At 72.3% G+C, this 20,163-nt stretch carries 20 protein-coding genes; 9 read left to right on the forward strand and 11 right to left on the reverse strand.

What is annotated here, in order from left to right; genetic code table 11:
• Positions 1–27: 27 nt before the first annotated feature.
• A complete protein-coding gene (locus BGO37_RS03930; RefSeq protein ID WP_291752498.1) occupies positions 28–426 on the reverse strand; it encodes a hypothetical protein in 399 nt (132 codons plus the stop codon).
• A 425-nt stretch (positions 427–851) separates the two neighbouring features.
• On the opposite strand from BGO37_RS03930, the gene BGO37_RS03935 reads away from it, so the two are divergent.
• Positions 852–1,100, forward strand: a complete 249-nt coding sequence (locus tag BGO37_RS03935) for a WhiB family transcriptional regulator (protein WP_291752500.1) — start codon at positions 852–854, stop codon at positions 1,098–1,100.
• Between the two features lie 80 nt (positions 1,101–1,180).
• On the opposite strand, the gene BGO37_RS03940 is transcribed toward BGO37_RS03935, so the two are convergent.
• On the reverse strand, positions 1,181–2,662 hold the full coding sequence (locus BGO37_RS03940; protein WP_291752502.1) for a sensor histidine kinase: 1,482 nt from the start codon (positions 2,660–2,662) through the stop codon (positions 1,181–1,183).
• Positions 2,663–3,102: 440 nt separating this feature from the next.
• Between BGO37_RS03940 and BGO37_RS03945 the strand changes: the two genes are divergently transcribed.
• The 5 genes from BGO37_RS03945 (at position 3,103) to BGO37_RS03965 (ending at position 8,910) form a co-directional block, all read left to right on the forward strand.
• On the forward strand, positions 3,103–4,422 hold the full coding sequence (locus BGO37_RS03945; protein ID WP_291752503.1) for an ABC transporter substrate-binding protein: 1,320 nt from the start codon (positions 3,103–3,105) through the stop codon (positions 4,420–4,422).
• Positions 4,423–4,534: 112 nt separating this feature from the next.
• Positions 4,535–5,542 carry a carbohydrate ABC transporter permease gene (locus BGO37_RS03950; RefSeq protein ID WP_291753007.1) on the forward strand — a complete coding sequence of 336 codons (1,008 nt, stop codon included), beginning with the start codon at positions 4,535–4,537 and terminating at the stop codon, positions 5,540–5,542.
• The gene (locus BGO37_RS03955; RefSeq protein ID WP_291752505.1) at positions 5,539–6,462 is read left to right on the forward strand and encodes a carbohydrate ABC transporter permease; all 924 of its coding nucleotides are present in this window, start codon (positions 5,539–5,541) and stop codon (positions 6,460–6,462) included. Before BGO37_RS03950 ends, BGO37_RS03955 begins: the two co-directional genes overlap by 4 nt.
• Before the next feature lie 130 nt (positions 6,463–6,592).
• Positions 6,593–7,600: a LacI family DNA-binding transcriptional regulator gene (locus BGO37_RS03960; protein WP_291752507.1), complete on the forward strand. Its 1,008-nt coding sequence runs from the start codon at positions 6,593–6,595 to the stop codon at positions 7,598–7,600.
• A gap of 62 nt (positions 7,601–7,662) precedes the next feature.
• On the forward strand, positions 7,663–8,910 hold the full coding sequence (locus BGO37_RS03965; RefSeq protein ID WP_291752508.1) for a Glu/Leu/Phe/Val dehydrogenase: 1,248 nt from the start codon (positions 7,663–7,665) through the stop codon (positions 8,908–8,910).
• Between the two features lie 4 nt (positions 8,911–8,914).
• On the opposite strand, the gene BGO37_RS03970 is transcribed toward BGO37_RS03965, so the two are convergent.
• The 8 genes from BGO37_RS03970 to BGO37_RS04005 all read right to left on the reverse strand — a co-directional run bounded on the left by BGO37_RS03970 (position 8,915) and on the right by BGO37_RS04005 (position 16,978).
• Positions 8,915–9,271, reverse strand: coding sequence for an META domain-containing protein (locus tag BGO37_RS03970; RefSeq protein WP_291752509.1), 357 nt, complete (start codon positions 9,269–9,271; stop codon positions 8,915–8,917).
• Positions 9,272–9,309: 38 nt separating this feature from the next.
• Complete coding sequence (locus tag BGO37_RS03975) at positions 9,310–10,281, reverse strand: carbohydrate ABC transporter permease (RefSeq protein WP_291752511.1); 972 nt, start codon at positions 10,279–10,281, stop codon at positions 9,310–9,312.
• Positions 10,278–11,264, reverse strand: coding sequence for a carbohydrate ABC transporter permease (locus BGO37_RS03980; RefSeq protein ID WP_291752513.1), 987 nt, complete (start codon positions 11,262–11,264; stop codon positions 10,278–10,280). Before BGO37_RS03980 ends, BGO37_RS03975 begins: the two co-directional genes overlap by 4 nt.
• 90 nt (positions 11,265–11,354) lie before the next feature.
• Positions 11,355–12,776 (reverse strand): ABC transporter substrate-binding protein, encoded by a 1,422-nt coding sequence (locus BGO37_RS03985; RefSeq protein ID WP_291752514.1) that lies wholly within the window; start codon positions 12,774–12,776, stop codon positions 11,355–11,357.
• Complete coding sequence (locus BGO37_RS03990) at positions 12,773–14,476, reverse strand: glycoside hydrolase family 13 protein (RefSeq protein ID WP_291752515.1); 1,704 nt, start codon at positions 14,474–14,476, stop codon at positions 12,773–12,775. Before BGO37_RS03990 ends, BGO37_RS03985 begins: the two co-directional genes overlap by 4 nt.
• A gap of 220 nt (positions 14,477–14,696) precedes the next feature.
• The gene (locus tag BGO37_RS03995) at positions 14,697–15,734 is read right to left on the reverse strand and encodes a LacI family DNA-binding transcriptional regulator (protein ID WP_291752517.1); all 1,038 of its coding nucleotides are present in this window, start codon (positions 15,732–15,734) and stop codon (positions 14,697–14,699) included.
• 71 nt (positions 15,735–15,805) lie between these two features.
• Positions 15,806–16,333 carry a flavodoxin domain-containing protein gene (locus BGO37_RS04000; RefSeq protein WP_291752519.1) on the reverse strand — a complete coding sequence of 176 codons (528 nt, stop codon included), beginning with the start codon at positions 16,331–16,333 and terminating at the stop codon, positions 15,806–15,808.
• A gap of 174 nt (positions 16,334–16,507) precedes the next feature.
• Positions 16,508–16,978, reverse strand: coding sequence for a MarR family winged helix-turn-helix transcriptional regulator (locus BGO37_RS04005; protein WP_291752521.1), 471 nt, complete (start codon positions 16,976–16,978; stop codon positions 16,508–16,510).
• Between the two features lie 40 nt (positions 16,979–17,018).
• Here BGO37_RS04005 and BGO37_RS04010 point away from each other — a divergent pair, with 40 nt between their 5' ends.
• The 3 genes from BGO37_RS04010 to BGO37_RS04020 are packed head-to-tail and all read left to right on the forward strand — an operon-like array spanning position 17,019 to position 18,663.
• Positions 17,019–17,585 (forward strand): NYN domain-containing protein, encoded by a 567-nt coding sequence (locus BGO37_RS04010; protein ID WP_291752523.1) that lies wholly within the window; start codon positions 17,019–17,021, stop codon positions 17,583–17,585.
• Positions 17,586–17,644: 59 nt separating this feature from the next.
• On the forward strand, positions 17,645–18,199 hold the full coding sequence (locus BGO37_RS04015; protein WP_291752525.1) for a DUF1697 domain-containing protein: 555 nt from the start codon (positions 17,645–17,647) through the stop codon (positions 18,197–18,199).
• A gap of 17 nt (positions 18,200–18,216) precedes the next feature.
• A complete protein-coding gene (locus BGO37_RS04020) occupies positions 18,217–18,663 on the forward strand; it encodes an HIT family protein (RefSeq protein ID WP_291752527.1) in 447 nt (148 codons plus the stop codon).
• A gap of 6 nt (positions 18,664–18,669) precedes the next feature.
• Here the strand turns inward: BGO37_RS04020 and BGO37_RS04025 are convergent, their stop codons facing one another.
• Positions 18,670–19,782: a mechanosensitive ion channel domain-containing protein gene (locus BGO37_RS04025; RefSeq protein WP_291752528.1), complete on the reverse strand. Its 1,113-nt coding sequence runs from the start codon at positions 19,780–19,782 to the stop codon at positions 18,670–18,672.
• Positions 19,783–20,163: the final 381 nt, after the last annotated feature.

The raw sequence follows: 20,163 nt of genomic DNA on the forward strand, positions 1-20,163 counted from the left end.
GCGAGACGTCCGACGGGCGCCGTCGGCTCACGGCTGCTTGGTCGCCCGCCCCGGCACCGTCCACCCGACGGCCGACGGGACGAGCAGCGCGACGACCACGGCGACGGCGAGCGCCAGCGCCACGGCGGGCCACGGCGCGGGAGCGGTCGTCCAGGCGGCCACCGCGAGCGCTGCCACCAGGAGCTGCACCGTCAGCACGGGGCTGCGCGCCCAGCGACGGCCACCGCGCAGCAGCGCGAAGCCGGCGCCCGCGAGCGCCCCGGCGACGCCGAGCGCGATGACGGCGAGGGCGGCGGACGCCCCCGGCATCTGAGCGCCCCTGAACAGGTCGGCGACGAGGGCGGTCGCCGCCGCCAGGGCGACGGCGGCCTGGAGCCAGACGAGCGCGCACGCCACCAGCACCGCCACCGGAACCCGACCCGTCACGGTCTGGACCCTACGCGGCCGCCCGGCGGTCGCGGGAAGAGCCCCTGTACCACAGCAGGGTGGCTCGTCCCACCCTCCGGACGGCCCGGGTCAAGCACTGAACCCGCCGCGGAACCCACCTGAACATCCCCTCTTGTCGGGACCTAAGTCCCTTCGCGCCCCGCGCGGCCCCGACGCCGCAGGTCAGCGCCTCGCCGAGCCATTTGATGGGATCACCTGCGAGAACGCGGGGTCGGCCGCTCAGAGTGCCCACAGGATGTGACGAACGTCTCTGCGGTCACCAGGTCGAAACGTTCTCGTAACCCTTGTGCCGAGGCCGAGACGGATGTGAACCTTGGTGGCAGCACGAAACCCCCCATCATTCCCCCGTGGTTCGTCGCGCCCCGACCGGGCGTTGGATGGGCTGCGCGCGCAAGGAGACATCCATGGATTGGCGCCACCGCGCTGCGTGTCTGGACGAGGACCCCGAGCTCTTCTTCCCCATCGGCAACACGGGCCCGGCCCTGCTGCAGATCGAGGACGCGAAGGCCGTGTGCCGTCGCTGCGAGGTCGTCGACACCTGCCTCAAGTGGGCGATCGAGACCGGTCAGGACGCCGGCGTCTGGGGCGGCCTGTCCGAGGACGAGCGCCGCGCCCTCAAGCGCCGCACCGCGCGCCAGCGCCGCGCCAGCTGACCTCACCACCGCGGCTCACGACGTCCGGGTGCACCGGGGCTCCTCCCTCGTGAGCCCGGGCGTCGCGCTGTCCGGCCGCCTCAGGCCACGGTCTGGGCGTCGCGGTTGACGCGCAGCCGGCAGTGCACCTCCACGCGGGTCCCACCGCCCTCGCGCGGCCGCCAGTCGATGGTCCCGCGCAGCTCGTTGCGCACCAGCGTGGCGACGATCTGCGTGCCCAGCCCGCTGCCGGCGCCCCGGTCGTCCGGCACCCCGACGCCGTCGTCCGCGACGACGACACGGAGGCTGTCCCCGTCGCGCTCGACCTCGATGTCGACGCTCCCGGCATCCCGCCCGGCGAACCCGTGCTCGACCGCGTTGGTCACCAGCTCGGTCAGCACCAGCGCGAGCGCCGTCGCGTCGTCGGCCAGGACGAGGCCGAACGACCCCTCCATGTGCGTGCGGACCCGCGCCCCCGGAGTCGCGACGTCTGCCGCGAGCCGCAGGCTGCGGCCGATGAGGTCGTCGAACTCCACGGACTCGTCGAGGGTCTGCGACAGCGTCTCGTGCACCAGCGCGATCGTCGCGACCCGGCGCTCGGCCTCGGCCAGCGCCGCGAGCGCCTCGGCGCTCGTCACCCTCCGGGCCTGCAGCCGCAGCAGTGCCGCCACCGTCTGCAGGTTGTTCTTCACCCGGTGGTGGATCTCGCGGATCGTCGCGTCCTTGGTGATCAGCTCCCGCTCGCGCCGGCGCAGCTCGGAGACGTCGCGGCACAGCACCACGGCGCCGATCCGCTCGCCCTCCTCGGTCAGCGGCACCGCCCGCAGCGCCAGCGCGACGCCGTGCGTCTCGACGTCCACCCGCCACGCCGCCCGGCCGGCGAGCACCAGCGGCAGCGACTCGTCGACCGGCGACTCGCCGTCGAGCAGGTCGGGCACCACCTCGATGAGCGAGCGGCCGACGAGGTCGCCCATCGCACCGAGGCGGTGGAACCCGGACAGCGCGTTCGGCGACGCGTACAGCACCTCGCCCTCGGCGTTGAGCCGGATGAGGCCGTCGCTGACGCGCGGCGCGCCCCGCTGGCGCCCGGTCGGGGCGTCCGGGCGCGGGAACTCGCCGCGCGCCACCATGCCGAGCAGGTCGTCGGCCGACTCGACGTAGTTGATCTCCAGCCGGCTCGGCGTCCGCGCCCCGCCGAGGTTCGTCTGGCGCGCGAGCACCGCGATGGCCCGTTCCTTGCGGACCACGGGCACGGCCTCCTCGCGCACGGCGTACTCGCCGAACCAGCGCGGCTCGCGCGAGCGCTGCGCACGCTGCGAGCTGCGGGCCAGCTCGAGCTGCGCGCGCTGGCCCTCCGGGACGCGGGAGCCGACGACGTCGTCGTAGTGCACGGTCGGCGCGGTCGACGGGCGCACCTGCGCCACCGCGATCCAGTCGCCGTCCGTCGTCGGCAGCCAGAGGACGAGGTCCGCGAATGCGAGGTCGGAGATCACCTGCCAGTCGCCGACGAGGAGGTGGAGCCACTCGAGGTCGGCCGGTTCGAGCGCGCCGTACCGCTCGGCGAGGTTGCTCAGCGTCGACACGGGCCCAGCGTAGGCGCGGACCGGCACGACGAACCCCGCGGGCCCGGTCGGCACGGCCGCGCACCCGGTCTGCGGCCCGCCCCGCCGACGTCACCGCGCGCGGGCGCCGAGGGGCCCTGCCCGGGCGCCACGCCTCGGCCCTCCGGGCGGCGTGGACACGCTCCCGCCGTTAACGATTCGGTAACAGCCAGCGCTTGACTCGCGCCTCTGACCTGCAGCGATGCACGTGTGAGATCGCTTCCACCCGCCTCGCCGACCCCTCAGTACTTGACACCCTGGACGCCCCCCGCCACTGTTCATGCCAACGCGTGGGAGCGCTCCTGCACCGGCTGTGCCGCAGGGGTGGGAACGTGACCACGTCGAACGCCGCCTCGTCCGTCCGACGGGGGGCGCGACCAGCGGCACGGCGAGGAAGCCGTCGAACCGACAAGGGAGTCACAGTGCGTACTACGCGCAAGATCTGGGCCGTCGCGGCCGGGATCTCGGGCCTCGCGATGATCGTCACCGCGTGCTCGAGCACCGGCGGCAACACCACCAGCCCGACCACCGGCGCACCGGCCACCACGGCGGCCAGCACCGAGAAGATCACGCTCAAGATCCAGACGTTCAACGAGTTCGGGTACGCGGACCTCTTCACGCAGTACATGAAGGACCACCCGAACATCACGATCGTCCACGACAAGGCCGCCAAGTCCGACGACGCGCGCGCCGCGGTGAAGAACTCCATCGCGACGAACACCGTCACCGACGACATCGTCGCCGCCGACCTGGACTGGATGCCCGAGCTGCTGAAGTCCTCGGACTTCTTCGCCGACGTCTCGACCGCGGACAACAAGAACCGCTGGCCCGACTGGAAGACCGCCCAGGCGACCGACGCCAAGGGCAAGGTCATCGGCCTCGGCACCGACTCCGGCCCGCAGGGCCTGTGCTACCGCAAGGACCTGTTCCAGAAGGCCGGCCTGCCGACCGACCGCGCCGCCGTCGCCGAGCTCCTCGGCGGGACCAGCGCCACGTGGGACAAGTACTTCTCCGTCGGCGACCAGTTCATGAAGGCCAACACCGGTGCGGCGTGGTTCGACTCGCTCGGCGCCCTGGCCCAGGTCGCCAACAACCAGCAGGCCGAGCCGTTCGAGTCCAAGGCTGACGACTCCATCACGGTCGCCAAGGCCGACTCGCCGGCCAAGACGGTCTACACGATGCTGACCGCGCACACCAACCAGTCCGCGCACCTCGCGCAGTGGACGGACGACTGGACGAAGGCCTTCGCCTCCGACAAGTTCGCCACCGTCATGTGCCCGGCGTGGATGACGCAGATCATCGCCGGCAACGCCCCCGACCAGAAGAACTGGGACATCGCGGACGTCCTGCCCGGCGGGTCCAGCAACTGGGGCGGCAGCTACCTGCTCGTCCCGGCCGGTGGCACGCACGTCGACGCCGCCAAGGCGCTCGCCGACTGGCTGACCGCTCCGGCGCAGGCCGCGGCCGTCTTCGTCAAGTACGGCAACTTCCCGAGCCAGAGCGACGCGGTCAAGGACCCGTCCGTGACGGCCAAGACCGACGCCTACTACAACAACGCGCCGACCGGCCAGATCTTCTCCAACCGGTTCTCCGCGGTCGGCCACCAGCCCTACCGTGGCTCGCACTACTTCGACATCAACGACCAGTTCGGCAAGGCGCTGACGCGAGTCGACGTCGACAAGACCGACACGCCGGACGCGTCGTGGACGAAGTTCCTCTCCGCGGTGAGCCAGCTCGGCTGACGATTCCGTAGGTCGGTGGGGCCGGGATCCCGCGTGGGTCCCGGCCCCACCGAGCACCCAGCGGTCCGCAGCACACGCATCGAGGAGACCTACCGTGGCCACCACTACCGAGCTGGAGATCTCGCCGCCCGTCGGCGACCACCGCCGGCGCCGCCCGAGCCGCCTGCGTCAGAAGCTGGGTCGCTTCGACGTCAAGGCCTCGCCCTACCTGTACATCTCGCCGTTCTTCATCCTGTTCGCGATCACCGGCCTGTTCCCGCTCCTGTACACGGCCTACGTCTCGGTCTCCAAGTGGAACCTGCTGACGGGCCGCCACGGCTCCGCGGGCTTCGCGAACTACGTCGCGGTGCTGCACCAGCCGTTCTTCTGGAAGGCGCTGCGCAACACGGTGAGCATCTTCCTGCTCTCGTCCGTGCCGCAGATCATCCTGGCGCTCGTCATCGCCGCCGTGCTCCACGCGAACCTGCGGGCCAGGACCTTCTGGCGGATGGGCGTGCTCGTCCCTTACGTGGTCGCCCCCGTCGCCGTCGGCCTGATCTTCGGCCAGATGTTCGCCGACCAGTCCGGCATGGTGAACGCGCTGCTCACCAAGATCGGGATGAACCCGGTCGCCTGGCACGCGCAGGTGCTGCCCGCCCACCTGGCCATCGCGACGATGGTCAACTACCGCTGGCTCGGCTACAACACCCTCGTCGTCCTCGCCGCCATGCAGGCGATCCCGAACGACGTGTTCGAGGCCGCGATCATCGACGGCGCCTCGCGCGTGCGGCAGTTCTTCTCGGTGACCATCCCGATGATCCGCCCCACCCTGATCTTCGTCATCATCACGTCGACCATCGGCGGCCTGCAGATCTTCGACGAGCCGACGATGTTCGACCAGCAGAACGGCGCGCTCACCGCGGGCGGCGCCGACGGCCAGTTCGTCACGGTGACGATGTACCTCTACCAGCTCGGCTGGGGCAGCCAGAACAACCTCGGCCGCTCCGCGGCCGTCGCCTGGCTGCTGTTCCTCATCATCCTCATCATCAGCCTGGTCAACTACGGCCTCACCCAGCGGATCGCCTCCGAAGGCGGAGTATCCGGCAGGCGCGGCCGGCGTCGGAAGAAGGTGGCGGCATGAGCGCCCCGTCCGTTCCCGTCATCCGGCAGTCCGCCGGCGCCGGCGCCGCCCGCGCGGCCGCCCGTCGAAGCGGCCAGAAGGGCGCGGGAGCCAACCGACGCCCCCGCTGGCTGACCTACTCGATCCTGACCGTCGTCCTGCTCGTGGCGGTCTACCCGCTCTACTACTCCTTCCTCATCGCGTCGTCGACGAAGGAGGACGTCGCCCGTCACCCCATCCCGTCGTTGATCCCCGGCTCCCACCTCTGGGAGAACATGCTGAAGGTCGTCACGTCGGACATCGGGTTCTGGGCGGCGCTGCGCAACTCGTTCGTCGTCTCCGTCGTGACCGCGGTCTCGGTGGTGCTGTTCTCGACGCTCGCGGGGTACTCGTTCGCCAAGCTCCGGTTCCGGGGTCGCGGGCCGCTGCTGGTCTTCGTCATCGCGACGACGGCGATCCCCACGCAGCTGGGCGTCGTGCCGCTGTTCCTCGTGATGAAGCAGCTCCACCTCATCGGCAAGCTGCCGGCGGTCATCCTGCCCGCCCTCGTCACGGCGTTCGGCGTGTTCTGGATGACGCAGTACCTCGAGGGCGCCCTGCCCTACGAGCTCATCGAGGCCGCCCGCGTCGACGGCGCGTCGATGATCCGCACCTTCTGGTCGGTGGCGCTGCCCGCCGCCCGTCCCGCCGCGACCATGCTCGGGCTGTTCACGTTCGTCGCGAACTGGACGAACTACTTCTGGCCGCTCGTCGTCCTCGGCGCGGTGCCGGGCAAGACGACGCTGCCGGTCGCGCTCAAGATGCTCCAGGCGCACTACTACGCGGACTACTCCCAGGTTATGGCGGGAGTATTCGTCTCCGTGCTGCCGCTCCTCGTGCTGTTCATCGTCGCGGGACGTCAGCTGGTCTCGGGCATCATGCAAGGGGCCGTCAAGGGCTGAGCCGTGCGACGGCGGGTGCCGACCCTGTCCGGGGGTCGGCACCCGCCGTCGACAGTGATCCCGATCGCCCGTTAGGAGGACCAGCGTGCCCAGGCGCCAGCCCCGAGTCGGCCTGTCCACAGGCCCGGCCGTGTCCACCCTCGAAGAGGTGGCCGCGCGCGCGGGTGTCTCGCGATCGACCGCCTCGCGTGCCATCAACGGCGGCCACCGCGTCTCCCCGGAGGCACTGGCCTCGGTCGAGCGCGCCGTCGCCGAGCTCGCGTACACGCCCAACCGGGCCGCCCGCTCGCTCGTCACGCGCCGCACGGACTCCATCGCCGTCGTGATCCCGGAGCCCGACGAGCGGGTGCTGTCGGACCCGTTCTTCGCCGGCGTGCTGTCGGGCGTCTCCGCGTCGCTCGCGGACACCGACATCCAGGTCGTCCTCGTCATCGTCCGGCCCGGCCAGGGCAAGCGCACCGTGCGCTACCTGCGCAACGGGCACGTGGACGGGGCGATCGTCGTCTCGCACCACTCGGACGACGACCTCGACCGTGCCCTCGCCGAGCTCCGGCTGCCGAGCGTGTTCGTCGGGCGGCCGATGGTCGCCGGCGAGATCGAGGACTTCGGCCTGGAGTACGTCGACCTGGACAACGTCGAGGGCGGCCGGCTGGCCACCCAGCGCCTGGTCGACCTCGGCCGGAAGCGGATCGCGACGATCGCCGGCCCGCAGGACATGTCCGCCGGTGTCGACCGCCTCGCCGGCTGGCGTGCCGCGATGGCCGCCGCCGGTCAGCCGGACGACGCCGTGGTCCTCGCCGACTTCACCATCGCCGGCGGCGCGACGGCCGCCCGGACGCTGCTCGCCGAGCACCCCGACGTGGACGGCATCTTCGTCGCCTCGGACCTGATGGCCTCCGGCGCCCTCCTCGCGCTCGCCGAGGCCGGCCGTGCGGTGCCCGACGACGTCGCGGTGGTCGGCTACGACAACATCGCGATCGCGGCCTCCACGACGCCTCCGTTGACGAGCGTGGTCCAGCCGGTGGTCGCGATGGCGCGCGCCGCGGGCCTGCGCCTGCTCGACCAGCTCCAGGGCCGGGCCGAGCCGGGGCCGCCGATGATCTTCGCGCCCGAGCTCGTCGTGCGCGCCTCCGCCTGAGAGCATCCGCGCCTCCGGCACGCGTGCGCGCCGGAGGGTCGCCGGGGTGGCACAGTGGCCCCATGGCGGACCCCTCCCCGCTCGCGACGGCGCGGGCGCAGCTGGCGACGGCGATCGAGATCCTCGGGTACGACGACGGCATGCACGCGATGCTCGCGACCCCGCGTCGTGAGATGCACGTCGCGGTACCCCTGCGCCGGGACGACGGGCACGTCGAGATCCGGCACGGCTACCGGGTGCAGCACAACATCTCGCGCGGGCCGGGCAAGGGCGGGCTGCGCTACGCCGCGAACGTCGACCTCGACGAGGTCCGCGCCCTGGCGATGTGGATGACGTGGAAGTGCGCGGTCGTCGAGCTGCCGTACGGCGGCGCCAAGGGCGGCGTCGCGCTTGACCCCAGCCGCTACAGCCCCGGCGAGCTCGAGCGCATCACCCGCCGCTACACCAGCGAGATCATGCCGATGATCGGCCCCGAGCGGGACATCATGGCGCCGGACGTGGGGACCAACGAGCAGACGATGGCGTGGGTGATGGACACCTACTCCGTCAACCGCGGCTACACCATCCCGGCCGTGACCACGGGCAAGCCGCTGTCGGTGGGCGGCTCGCTCGGGCGGGCGACGGCGACGAGCCGCGGCGTGGTGCACATGGCGGCCGCGACGCTCGCCGACGCGGGCGTCGACCTGCGGGAGGTCAGCGCGGCCGTCCAGGGCTTCGGCAAGGTCGGCTCGCACCTGGCGCGCTTCCTCGCCGAGGCGGGGACGCGCGTCGTCGCGGTGTCCGACGAGCACGGCGGCGTCATGGCACCGGACGGGCTGGACGTCCCCGCGGTGCTCGCCCACGTGCAGCACACCGGCACGGTCGTCGGCTTCCCCGGCGGCGAGCCCATCGACAACACCGCGCTGCTCGGGCTCGACGTCGACCTCCTGGTCCCGGCCGCCGTGGAGGGCGTGCTCGACGAGGAGACCGCGGCCAACGTCAAGGCGCGCTGGGTGGTCGAGGCGGCGAACGGCCCGACGACGACCGCCGGGGACCGGGTCCTCGCGGAGCGCGGCGTCGTCGTGGTGCCCGACATCCTCGCCAACGCCGGCGGCGTCGTCGTCTCGTACTTCGAGTGGGTCCAGGCCAACGAGGCGTACTGGTGGACCGAGCCGGAGATCGAGGAGCGGTTGGCGCAGCGGATGCACCGCTCGTACGCGACGGTGGCGCAGTACGCCCGGGCGGAGGGTGTCAGCCTGCGCGACGCCGCGCTCGTCATCGGGGTTCGCAGGGTCGCGGAGGCGCACCGCACGCGCGGGCTCTACCCCTGAGCCGCTACACGGAGCGGAGCGGGTCCTCGGGCACGAGGACGGCCTCGGTGCCGTCCTCGCTCACCAGGCGCAGGCCCCCGTCGTCGACGGTCGCGGCCAGGCGCACCGACAGCAGCGCGAGCAGGTCACGCTCGGTCGCCATCGCGTCGTCGGGGCCGGCCATCATCGTCGACACGAGCGGGCCGACCGCGAGCTGGTCGTCCGCGTCCGCCGACCAGGTGGCACGCACGCGGTTGACGCCCGCCATGCCGTAGAGCATCCCGTCGCCGTCGAACGTCAGGGTGACGGGGCCATGAGTGTCGCTCGCCGGCGGGCGGCCGTCGAGGAGCACCAGGCGCCAGGTGCCGGTCGGGTCCGTCATGCCCCGATCCTCGCGCCGGGCGACCCGGCGCGCGACCCCTACCCCTTGACCGCCCCGCCCATCCCGGCGCTGCTGAGGAACGTGCGCTGGAAGACGAGGAACATGACCACCGGCAGCAGCGCGGCGATCGCCATCGCCGCCATGAGCACGCCCAGGTCGGTGGACGCCTGCAGCGAGGGCAGCCGGACCGCCAGCGGCTGCATGTTCGGGTTGCGCAGCACCAGCATCGGCCAGAGGAAGTCCTTCCAGGACGCGATGACGGCGAACACCGAGACGACACCCAGGATCGGCCTGCTCATCGGCAGCACCATCGACCAGAACACACGGAACGGGCCGGCGCCGTCCACGCGCGCCGCCTCGAAGATCTCGCGCGGCAGGTTGTCGAAGAACCGCGTCATGAGCACCACGTTGAACGCGCTGGCACCGGCCGGGAGCCACACGCCCCAGAACGTGTTGACCAGCGAGACGCCGATGAGCGGCGGGTGCAGCGCCACAAGATAGAGCGGGACGAGCAGCACCACCGCGGGCACGAACAGCGTGCAGAGGATCGCCGCGTTGAGCAGCTGGGCCCAGCGCGGCCGCAGCACCGAGAGCACGTAGCCGGCGGACGTCGCCACCAGGACCTGGCTGGCCCAGCACCCCGCCGCGGCGATGAGCGAGTTGACGAAGTAGCGGCTGATGTGGACCCGGTTCCACGCCTCGGTGACGTTCGACCACTTCACGCCGTGCGGGAACAGCGCCAGCGGCGTCCGCAGGATGTCCTGGGTCGGCGTGACCGCGAACTTCAGGAGCAGCGCCAGCGGTCCGATGGCCGCCACCACCAGCAGGACGAGGAGCACGACGTGCATCGCCCGCCACGGCCGGCGGACCGCGGGTCGGCGCCACTCCACCTCGGAGATCGCCGTCCGCGAGGCGAGGTCGCTGGCCGGGGACGTGCGGCGGCGCCTGGTGGCGGGCGCCGCGGGGGCGGTGGACGTGGTCGGCCAGGGTGCGTGGGTCGTCGTGCTCACGAGGTGCTCCAGCGGCGGGTGAGACGGAAGTAGAGGACCGAGAGGATCGCCAGCACCACGGCGAGCATGACCGACAGCGCGGTCGCCTCGCCGTACCTGCCGCCGAGGCTGGTCCCGAAGGCGTAGTTGTAGATGAGCAGGAGCACCGTCAGCGTGCGGTTGCTCGGCCCGCCGCCGGTGAAGAGGTAGGGCTCGTTGAACACCTGGGCGGTCGCGAGGATCTGCAGGATGAAGGTGACGAAGAGGACGCCGCGCAGGTGCGGCATCGTCACGTGCCAGACCTTCCCCCACACGGAGGCGCCGTCGACCTCGGCCGCGTCGTAGAGCTCGGCGGGCACGCTGGTCAGCGCGGCGAGGTAGATGATGATCGTCCCGCCGGCCGCCGCCCACGTCGCCTCGAGGACGAGGGCGGGCATGACGATCGCCTTGTCCTGCAACCACAGCACGGGACCGAGGTGCACGGAGCCGAGGAGCTGGTTGAAGACGCCGCGCGGGCCCGGGGTGTAGAAGAACTTCCACAGCAGCACGGCCACCACCGGCGGGATGACGACCGGCAGGTAGGCGAGGACGGAGTACAGCCCCTTCCACCGCCGCACCTCGCTCATGAGGACGGCGGCCACCAGCGGCACCGGGAACCCGAAGACCAGCGCGAGCAGCGCGAACCACAGCGTGTTGCGGATCGCGATGGGCAGCAGCGGGTCGGCGAGCACGCGGTGGAAGTTCGCGAGACCCACCCAGGTGGTGACGATGAGGTTCGTCTTCTGGAAGCTCATGACGACCGACTTGACGATCGGCAGCCAGGAGAACCACCCGAAGACGAAGATCGCGGGGAGCGCGAAGACGAGGGCGGACAGGCCGCCGCCACGCAGCCACGTGGCGGGCGTGTGGCGCCGGCGCCGGGTGTGCTGCGTGACGAACCGCGTGGTGATACGGGTGCGCCGGCCGCTCGGCCGGACCGCGACGACCAGGTCGTCCGTGACCATGGTGACCATTCCTCACGTGCGCTGAGGGGACGGATGTGCGGTCCCCGGCCGGGCGGACGGGCCGCCCGGCCGGGGACCGAGGGGACGGCGCTACGAGGCCGCCGGGTGGTCGATCGCGTCCTGCGCCTGCACGTTGGCGTCGGCCAGGAGCTTGTCGATGTTGGCGGTCTTGTCGGTGAGGACCGCCTGGAACACCGGCGACAGCAGCTGGTAGACCGCCTGGGTCGCCATCTTCGGCTCGCCGCCGACCGGCTGGGAGAACATCACGTCCGTGTAGCCCTTCATGTTCTCGAGCGGGACGTTGATGTAGTCCTTGATCCAGACGAGGGACTGCTCGTACTGCGACTTGCTGAAGATCGGGAGCACCGGCGTGCCGACCGGCTGCTTGGCCGCCACGGCGACCTTCGCGTCGGCGACGGCCTGGTCCTTGTCACGCAGCTTGGACAGGTACCAGAAGTCGATCCACTTGACCGCGGCGTCCTTCTCCGCGTCCGTCGCGTTGGCCTTGACCGCCGCCAGCGTGCCGCCGCCGAGCGCCGCGCCGCCGTTCTCCGTCGGCACCGCCGTGAGGCCGTAGCCCCAGTCGGCCGTCATGTTGTTGGTCTGGACCATGGCGTTGTAGACGTCGCTGCCCGACGTGAACATCGCGAACTGGCCGGAGGCGAAGGCCGCGTTGATGCCGGACCAGTCGAGCGACGTGTCGGGGTCGATCGAGCCGTCGGCCGCCAGGCTGGCGAGCCACTGGAGCGAGGCCTTGACCGCCGGGTCGGTGAGGGTGGCCGTGTACGTGCCGTCGGCGTTCGCCTTCTCGAGGGCGCCGCCGCGGGAGTCGACGTCCACCGCGATCTGCCAGCCGCCGGTCGCCCCGTTGCCCATCTGGCCGAAGCCGTAGACGCCGGTCTTGTCGTGGATGATCTTCGCGTCCTGGCGGACCTCGTCCCAGGTCGTCGGCGGCTTGTCGGGGTCGAGCCCGGCCTGCTTGAACAGGTTCCGGTTGATGTGCAGGGCGTTGGCGTAGAAGTTCTTGGCCGGGACGGCGAAGAACGTGCCGGACGAGTCCTGGCCGTAGCCGACGATCGCCGGGTTGAAGTCGTTGTAGTACGACAGGTTGGCCTTGACCTGGGCGTCGATGTTCGCGAGCTGCTTGTTCTCGATGAGCGTCTTGCCGTCGGTCACGGGGATCTCGAAGACGGTCGGCAGCGTGCCGCCGGCCAGCTGCGCGGTGAACGTCGTCGCCAGCCACTGGTACTCCTCCGGCTGGATCGTGATGTTCGGGTACTTGGCCTCGAACTCCTTGACGCGCGCGTCGAGCTGGTCGTTGTTCTCCTGCGAGGCGCCGGGCAGATTGCCCGCAACCGTGATGGTGACCGGCGCGGCGGCCGCCGGGGTGGTCGGCCCCGCGTCGGCGGGGGTCGTCGGGCTCGTCGGGCTGCCCGTCGATGAACAGGCGGCCAGCAGGCCGATGGCAAGCGCGCCGGCCATGCCGAGCGCGGTCGTGCGTGAGGACCTCATCGTCTCGTCACTCCTCCTGGTTGGGTCCCGGGTCCCGGGTTCCGCTCGGTGTTCGTGCGGGTCGTGCGCAGCCACCCCGCGGTATCGCGGGGCAGCCGCCCTGCGTCGAGCGGGCCGCTCAACAGCAGGACGTCTTCGTGGGGCGGCAGGTCGACGGGCTCGGGGCCGAGGTTGACCACGCAGAGCACGTCGCCGCGGGTGAACGCCAGCACGTCGGAGCCGGCGTCGACCCAGGCCAGCGGACCGTCGCCGAGGCTCCCGGCCATCCGCTCCGCCCGGCGGACCTCGATGGCCCGCCGGTACAGGTGGAGCATCGAGGCCTCGTCGGCCTCCTCGTGCTCCACCGTGAGCCCCGCCCAGTCGGTCGGCTGCGGCAGCCACGGCCCGCGCGCCGCGCCGGCGGGGCTGAAGCCGTAGGGCCGCTCGGTGCCGGACCACGGCAACGGCACGCGACAGCCGTCACGGCCGGGGTCGGTGCCGCCGGAGCGGTAGTGCATCGGGTCCTGCAGCACCTCGACCGGGAGGTCCTCGACCTCGGGCAGCCCGAGCTCCTCGCCCTGGTAGACGTACCAGGAGCCGGGCAGCGCGGCGGTGAGCAGCGCGGCGGCCCGGGCACGACGACGGCCGAGGTCGAGGTCGGTGGGTGTGCCGAACCGCTTGCCGGCGAAGGAGAACGACGAGTCGCCGCGGCCGTACCGCGTGACCGGACGGGTGACGTCGTGGTTGGAGAGCACCCAGGTCGGCGGGGCACCGACCGGGGCGTGCGCGGCGAGCGTCTGGTCGATCGACTCGCGCAGCTCCTTGGCCTCCCACGGGCGCGCCATGAAGTCGAAGTTGAAGGCGGTGTGCATCTCGTCGGGCCGCAGGTAGCGGGCGAACCGCTCGCGGTCCTCGAGCCACACCTCGCCGACGAGCACGCGGGTGTCGGGGTACCCGTCGGCGACCGCGCGCCAGCCCCGGTAGATGTCGTGGAGCTCGTCGCGGTCGACGTGGGGGTGCTCGCCGGGTCCCGGGTGCGCCGGGACCTCCGGGAGGGCCGCGTCCTTGACGAGCAGCGCCGCCGAGTCGATCCGGATGCCGGCCGCGCCGCGGTCGAACCAGAACCGCAGGATGTCCAGGTGCTCGGCGACGACCTCCGGGTTGCGCCAGTTGAGGTCCGGCTGCTCGGGCGTGAACAGGTGGAGGTACCACTCGCCCGGCGTGCCGTCGGGGTTGCGGGTGCGTGCCCACGTCGGACCGGCGAAGTCGCTGCGCCACCTCGTCGGGATCCCGTCCCCGCGCGGGCCCTGGCCGGGGTGGAACCAGAAGCGAGCGCGCTCCGGCGATCCGGGGGCCGCCGCGAGCGCCGCCCTGAACCAGGCGTGCTGCGAGGAGACGTGGTTGGGGACGACGTCGACGATGGTGCGGATGCCCAGCTCGCGGGCCTCGGCGATGACCTGCTCGGCCTGCTCGAGCGTGCCGAAGTCGGGGTCGATCGCCCGGTAGTCGGCGACGTCGTAGCCACCGTCGGCCATCGGCGACGCGTACCACGGGGTGACCCAGATCGCGTCGACACCGAGCCGGGCGAGGTACGGCAGGCGCTGCCGCAGGCCGGTGAGGTCGCCTATCCCGTCGCCGTTCCCGTCCGCGAAGGAGCGCGGATACACCTCGTAGATGACCGCGTCCCGCCACCACAGCGGATCGGAGTGCGCCTGCGCCAACGAAGGCCCCGTCTCTCGTGCCTGGACGACGAGCGCGGACCGCGTTGTCGACGACGGAGACACTAAAGGTCACGACGAGAACTACGCAAGAAGTCGACAGCCAAGTTATCGAAACGTGACCGAAGGCAGAGGGGATCGGCATGATGGCGCGCGGGACCGACGGACGACGCGGCGGTGGGACGTCAGTGGCCGGCCACGATCGCCCTCGGCCGGTGGGACGTCAGTGGGCGGCGAGGATCGCGCTCGGCAGCTCGGCCGGAGCCGGGGCCGTCGAGCCGCGCACCACGAGCTCCGGCTCGAAGAGCAGCTCGTCCGCCGCCGTGCCCGACCCGGCGATCTGCTGGACCAGGAGGTCGATCGCCGCGCGGCCCATCGCGTCGATCGGCTGCCGCACCGTCGTCAGCGGTGGCTCGGTGCAGTTCATGAACGCCGAGTCGTCGTACCCGACGATCGAGACGTCCTCGGGCACGCGCAGCCCGGCCCGCCGCGCCGCTCGGATCGCGCCGAGCGCGAGCGGGTCGGAGGCGCAGGCGATCGCGGTGACGCCCTCGCGCAGCAGCCTGGTGGCGGAGGCCTGCCCGCTCTCCAGCGAGTAGGCCGAACGGGCCACCCACCGGTCCGGGACCTCGATGCCGAGGCGCGCGCCGAGCGTCCGCGCCGCGTTGAGCTTGCGCTCCGACGGCACGTGGTCCACCGGACCGAGCACCAGCCCGATCCGCGTGTGCCCCAGCGAGGTCAGGTGCGTGAGCGCCTGCTCCACGGCCACCTCGTCGTCGCACGACACCCGCGGGAACGGCAGCTCGTCGATCGAGGCGTTGATGAGGACCACCGGCAGGTTGAGCCGGTCGAGCCGGCCGTAGTGCTCGTGCGACGCGCTGCGCTGCGCGTACAGCCCGCCGGCGAACACGATCCCGGACACCTGCTGGGTGAGCAGGAGGTCGACGTACTCGGCCTCCGTGATGCCGCCGGCCGTCTGGGTGCAGAGGACCGGCGTGTAGCCCTGCTGCGCCAGGGCGCCACCGACCACCTCCGCGAACGCCGGGAAGATCGGGTTCTGCAGCTCGGGCAGCACGAGCCCGACCAGCCGGGCGCGCTCGCCGCGCAGCTTCGTCGGACGCTCGTAGCCGAGCACGTCGAGCGCCGAGAGCACCGCCGCGCGCGTCTGCTCGGAGACCCCGGGCTTGTCGTTGAGCACGCGGCTCACCGTCGCCTCGGAGACCCCGACCTTGCGCGCCACGTCCGCCAGCCGCCTCGACATGGCCCCATCGTAGGACGGGTCCATGCAAACCGCTTGCAGTCTGACGTAAGTCTTGCGCGCGTCGCGCAGGGCTAGACGGCCGCCCCGTGACGCGCGACGGACGCCTCCGGGTGGGCCGCGACGTCGTCGGCGACCGCGAGCGCCCAGGTCCGGACGGCGGCCAGGTCGCGGTGGTCCCCCTCGCGCGCCCGCGCCCCCGCGATGGCGGCCCGCTCCGCGAACGTCAGCAGCGCCCGGTCCAGCCGGCCCCGGAACGAGCGGTGGCCGCGCGCGCCGATGAGGTTGCGCAACGCGAGCAGCTCGTGCGGCGAGTTGGCCGAGGCGGCCGGCTGCGTCGCCAGGCCGCACGAGAACATCCACACGGGGATGCGCGAGAGCTCCTCGGAGAACCGGTCCGCGAAGTCGCGGGCCGCGCCCATCCAGTGCGCCAGGTAGACGGCGGAACCGAGGACCACGGCGTCGTACCCCTCGAGCGACGCCACGTCCTCCGGTGCCCGTTGGTCGACGAGGTTGCCCCGGGAGGCGATCGCCTCGGCCATCACCTCGCCGATCTCCCACGTCGACCCGTGGCGGGAGGCCACCACGACCAGAATCCTCATCAACCCTCCCCCAGTGCTGCCGGACCACGGCGACGTGTCCGCGAAAGCGTGTGCTTGCCATGGTGCAACGCAGGCTCGCCTTAGCGATGGGCCGGAGGTCCCGCGACGGCGCCCCACGAGGTCTAGGTCAGAAGTCCTAACGGCTGGAAGGCACCTGCGCCTGGACGCAAGGTCCTAGAGCGGGGCGCCCCGCGCACGCGCCCGCAGCCGGTCGAGCAGCGAGCGCAGGGACGCCAGCTCGTCGGCGTCGAGCGCCTCCCCGACCACCGCGTCGATCGACCGGGCGTGCCGGCCGCCGACCAGCCGCTGGAGCCGGAGGCCCTCGTCGGTCAGGGTCACGGCGACGCCGCGCCGGTCCCCCTCGACCGGGCCGCGCCGCACGAGCCCGGACACCTCGAGCCGCTCCACGAGCCGCGACAGGCTCGGCTGCGACAGCAGGCTGCGGTCGTGCAGGTCGCGGATCCGCGCCGAGTGGTCCGGGCTCGACGCCAGCGTGTACAGGACGTCGTACTCCTCGAGCGAGACCTCGTGCCACACGTCGTCGTGCCGGAAGCGCCGCAGCAGCTCGACCTGGGTGCGGAACAGCGACTCCCACGTCTGCGACGACTCCCGCGTCGTCGCCCGACGCGCCGACCCGCTCGTCATGCGCACCTCCTGTCGGTGACCTGACGCCTACAGTGTGGCGATGGCCAGCGGACAGTCCACCACCTATCTCGTGGTGGACGGCGAGAACCTCGACGCGACCCTCGGCTCGTCCATCCTCGGGGGACGGCCCACGCCGGAGTACCGGCCCCGCTGGGAGCGGGTGCTGACCTTCGCCGGCGAACGGTTCGACCAGCCGGTCAAGGGCCTCTTCTTCCTCAACGCCTCCGGCGGCTCGCTGCCGATGTCGTTCGTCCAGGCGCTGCTGGCCATCGGCTTCCAGCCGATCCCGCTCGCCGGCGACGCCTCCGAGAAGGTCGTCGACATCGGCATCAAGCGCATGCTCGAGGCGATCGCCGAGAACGGCGGCGACGTGGTGCTCGGGAGCCACGACGGCGACTTCTTCCCCGAGGTCGAGCGGCTGCTCGACCTCGGCCGGCGGGTCGGGCTCGTCGCCTTCCGCGAGTTCGTCAGCTCGACGCTGACCGCGCTGCAGCCGCGCGGCCTCGAGATCCACGACCTCGAGCTGGACGTCCAGGCGTTCAACGTCCAGCTGCCTCGCCTGCGCATCATCCCGCTCGACGAGTTCGACCCCGTCCGCTACCTGTGACCGCGCCTGGGCCGTCGGTCGCTGGTACGACCGGCGGTGGCGGGGCACAGTTGCGGTCCATGGGGGACGTCCTGGTCGCGCTGCTGCGAGCGGTGAACGTCGGGGGGCGCACGGTGCGGTCCGCCGACCTCAAGGCCGCCGCGTCCGAGCTCGGGCACACGCAGATCGCGACGTACGCGGCCAGCGGCAACGCCGTGCTGGTCCTCGCGCCGGACGCCGACCCCGCGACGATCGGGCCGCGCCTGTCCCGGGCACTGGGCCGCCAGGTCGGCTTCGCGGTGCCCGTGATCACCCGGACCGCCGCCGCGTGGGACCGGATCGTCGCGGACGTGCCGTGCCCCGAGCACGCGGCGGACGACCCCTCGCGGCTGACGGTGGTCGTGTGGGACGGCACGCCCGACCCCGACGCCGTGGCCGGGTTCGACCCCGGCCGGTACGGCGAGGAGGAGGTCGTCTGGCACGGCGCCGAGGCCTACGTCTACTACCCGCACGGGATCGGCCGGTCCCGGCTGACCCTGGACGTCCTCAGCCGCGAGGCCGGGCTGGTGGGCACCGCGCGCAACTGGCGCACCGTCCTGGCCCTGGCGCAGCTGGCCGACGAGCGGCGGGCGTAGGCGGCTAGCCTGCCGCCATGGCCACCCTGTTCACGCGCATCATCGACGGCGAGATCCCCGGCCGCTTCGTGTGGTCCGACGACGTCTGCGTGGCGTTCGCCACGATCGCGCCCATCTCCGACGGCCACGTGCTCGTCGTGCCGCGTGCCGAGGTCGACCGCTTCACCGCTGCGCCCGACGAGCTGCTCGCCCACCTGATGCGGGTCGCGAAGGTCATCGGCGCGGCCCAGGAGACCGCGTTCGGCGCCCCCCGGGCGGCCCTGCTCGTCGCCGGCTTCGAGGTGCCGCACCTCCACCTGCACGTGCTGCCCGCCTGGGGCGAGGCGCACCTGTCGTTCCGCGACGCGAGGCCGGACACGCCCGGTGAGCGGCTCGACGAGGCGATGGAGACCCTGCGCGACGCGCTGCGCGCGGCGGGCCACGCCGACCACGTGCCCGCGCGGCTCGGCTCGCCGCTGCTGTAGCAGCGCCTACGGCTCGTCGACGGCTGCGACCGGAGGCGGCGCGCCGTCGCCCTGCGCGTCAGGGGCCGTCGGGGAGCCGGCATCCAGGCCGCCCCCGTCCATCCGCTGCGTGCGCGTGCGGGGCAGCGCACCGGGCGACTCGCGCACCACCCAGGCCGCCAGGCCCTCGCGCAGCTCGCACCGCAACGAGAAGAGCGTGGCCGAGTCGCGCGCCGAGACGAGGACCCGCACCCGCAGCGGGCCACCGGTGGCGTCCGTCACCTGGAGCCGACCGACGCGCCCGTCCCACAGCTCGCTGGCGGCCAGCAGACGCTCCAGCTCCGCGCGCATCTCGTCGACGGGGACCGACCAGTCGACGTCCATCTCGACCGTCCCGAGCAGCTCGACCGCGCTGTGCGTCCAGTTCTCGAACGGCGTCGTCGTGAACCAGCTCGAGGGCAGGATGACCCGGCGGTCGTCCCAGAGGCGCACGCCGACGTAGGTCAGCGTCACCTCCTCGATCCGGCCGGTCTGGCCCTGCACGACGACGATGTCGTCCATCCGGATGGCGTCCGTGAACGCCAGCTGCAGCCCCGCGAAGACGTTGCCCAGCGAGCTCTGCGCGGCCAGGCCCGCGACGACCGAGAGCAGGCCCGCCGAGGCGAACACGCTGGCCCCGACCACCCGCACCTCGGGGAAGGTGAGGAGCGCCGCTCCGACGGACCAGACGACGACCACCGCGGCCCCGATGCGCCGCAGCACCTGCGCCTGCGTCTGCACGCGGCGGACCTGCCGGCTGTCGGCGGCCCCGGCGTACCGGCGGAGCGCCGCGTCCTCCAGCACGTGCAGCAGGCCGACGAGCAACCAGCCGACGATGCCGATGAGGAGGATCGCCAGGCCGTGCGACACGCCCGAGCGCCACGCCGCCGCCCGGGTGCTGGCGAGCAGCCCGACCCAGCCGAGCACGACGACGAGCAGCGCACGCAGCGGTCGGTGGCAGCGAAGGGTGAGCTCGGCCACCAGCGGCGAGCGGCGGGCGATGCGACGTGCGACCGCCTCGACGACGGCGGCGACGACCAGCCCGGCCACCACCCCGCCGACGACGCTCGCGGCCGGGACCAGCACGTCCTGGAGGGTCACGGCGCCCAGCGTAGGCGCCGGGCAGCACGACGCCCCGCTCCCGGCGGGAGCGGGGCGTCAACGGGAGCCGTCTCGCCGGCACGAGGCGTGGCGGGCTCCTGAACCCGGAACGGGCGGGACGGCTCTCGCCGCCCCTCTTCTGCTCACGGGCCGCACCGCTACGGCCCGATGTCACAGTTGTAGCACGAGATCGTCATGAGGGCACCCCGATCGGCCCACCCAATCCCATGCGTTCGTCATGAACTGGCGAAGTCCCGGCGAAGCCGCGCCCGCCGCGGGCCACCGACCCGCACCGTCGACGCCGCGGGACCCGATGCGGTCACGAGCCCGTCACGATCGGGGTGAAACGGCCACGCGAGGACACCCCTTGGGCCTACCGTC

The organism is Cellulomonas sp. 73-92 (assembly GCF_001898175.1).
Lineage (GTDB): Bacteria > Actinomycetota > Actinomycetes > Actinomycetales > Cellulomonadaceae > Cellulomonas.

What these genes read in the sequence shown, in the direction of transcription:
- BGO37_RS04005 (WP_291752521.1), bottom strand. Translation starts at nt 16,978, where the DNA reads ATGACGAGCGGGTCGGCGCGTCGGGCGACGACGCGGGAGTCGTCGCAG.
- BGO37_RS03980 (WP_291752513.1), bottom strand. Translation starts at nt 11,264, where the DNA reads ATGGTCACGGACGACCTGGTCGTCGCGGTCCGGCCGAGCGGCCGGCGC.
- BGO37_RS04010 (WP_291752523.1), top strand. Translation starts at nt 17,019, where the DNA reads ATGGCCAGCGGACAGTCCACCACCTATCTCGTGGTGGACGGCGAGAAC.
- BGO37_RS03965 (WP_291752508.1), top strand. Translation starts at nt 7,663, where the DNA reads ATGGCGGACCCCTCCCCGCTCGCGACGGCGCGGGCGCAGCTGGCGACG.
- BGO37_RS03985 (WP_291752514.1), bottom strand. Translation starts at nt 12,776, where the DNA reads ATGAGGTCCTCACGCACGACCGCGCTCGGCATGGCCGGCGCGCTTGCC.
- BGO37_RS03955 (WP_291752505.1), top strand. Translation starts at nt 5,539, where the DNA reads ATGAGCGCCCCGTCCGTTCCCGTCATCCGGCAGTCCGCCGGCGCCGGC.
- BGO37_RS03995 (WP_291752517.1), bottom strand. Translation starts at nt 15,734, where the DNA reads ATGTCGAGGCGGCTGGCGGACGTGGCGCGCAAGGTCGGGGTCTCCGAG.
- BGO37_RS04000 (WP_291752519.1), bottom strand. Translation starts at nt 16,333, where the DNA reads ATGAGGATTCTGGTCGTGGTGGCCTCCCGCCACGGGTCGACGTGGGAG.
- BGO37_RS03970 (WP_291752509.1), bottom strand. Translation starts at nt 9,271, where the DNA reads ATGACGGACCCGACCGGCACCTGGCGCCTGGTGCTCCTCGACGGCCGC.
- BGO37_RS04015 (WP_291752525.1), top strand. Translation starts at nt 17,645, where the DNA reads ATGGGGGACGTCCTGGTCGCGCTGCTGCGAGCGGTGAACGTCGGGGGG.
- BGO37_RS03935 (WP_291752500.1), top strand. Translation starts at nt 852, where the DNA reads ATGGATTGGCGCCACCGCGCTGCGTGTCTGGACGAGGACCCCGAGCTC.
- BGO37_RS04020 (WP_291752527.1), top strand. Translation starts at nt 18,217, where the DNA reads ATGGCCACCCTGTTCACGCGCATCATCGACGGCGAGATCCCCGGCCGC.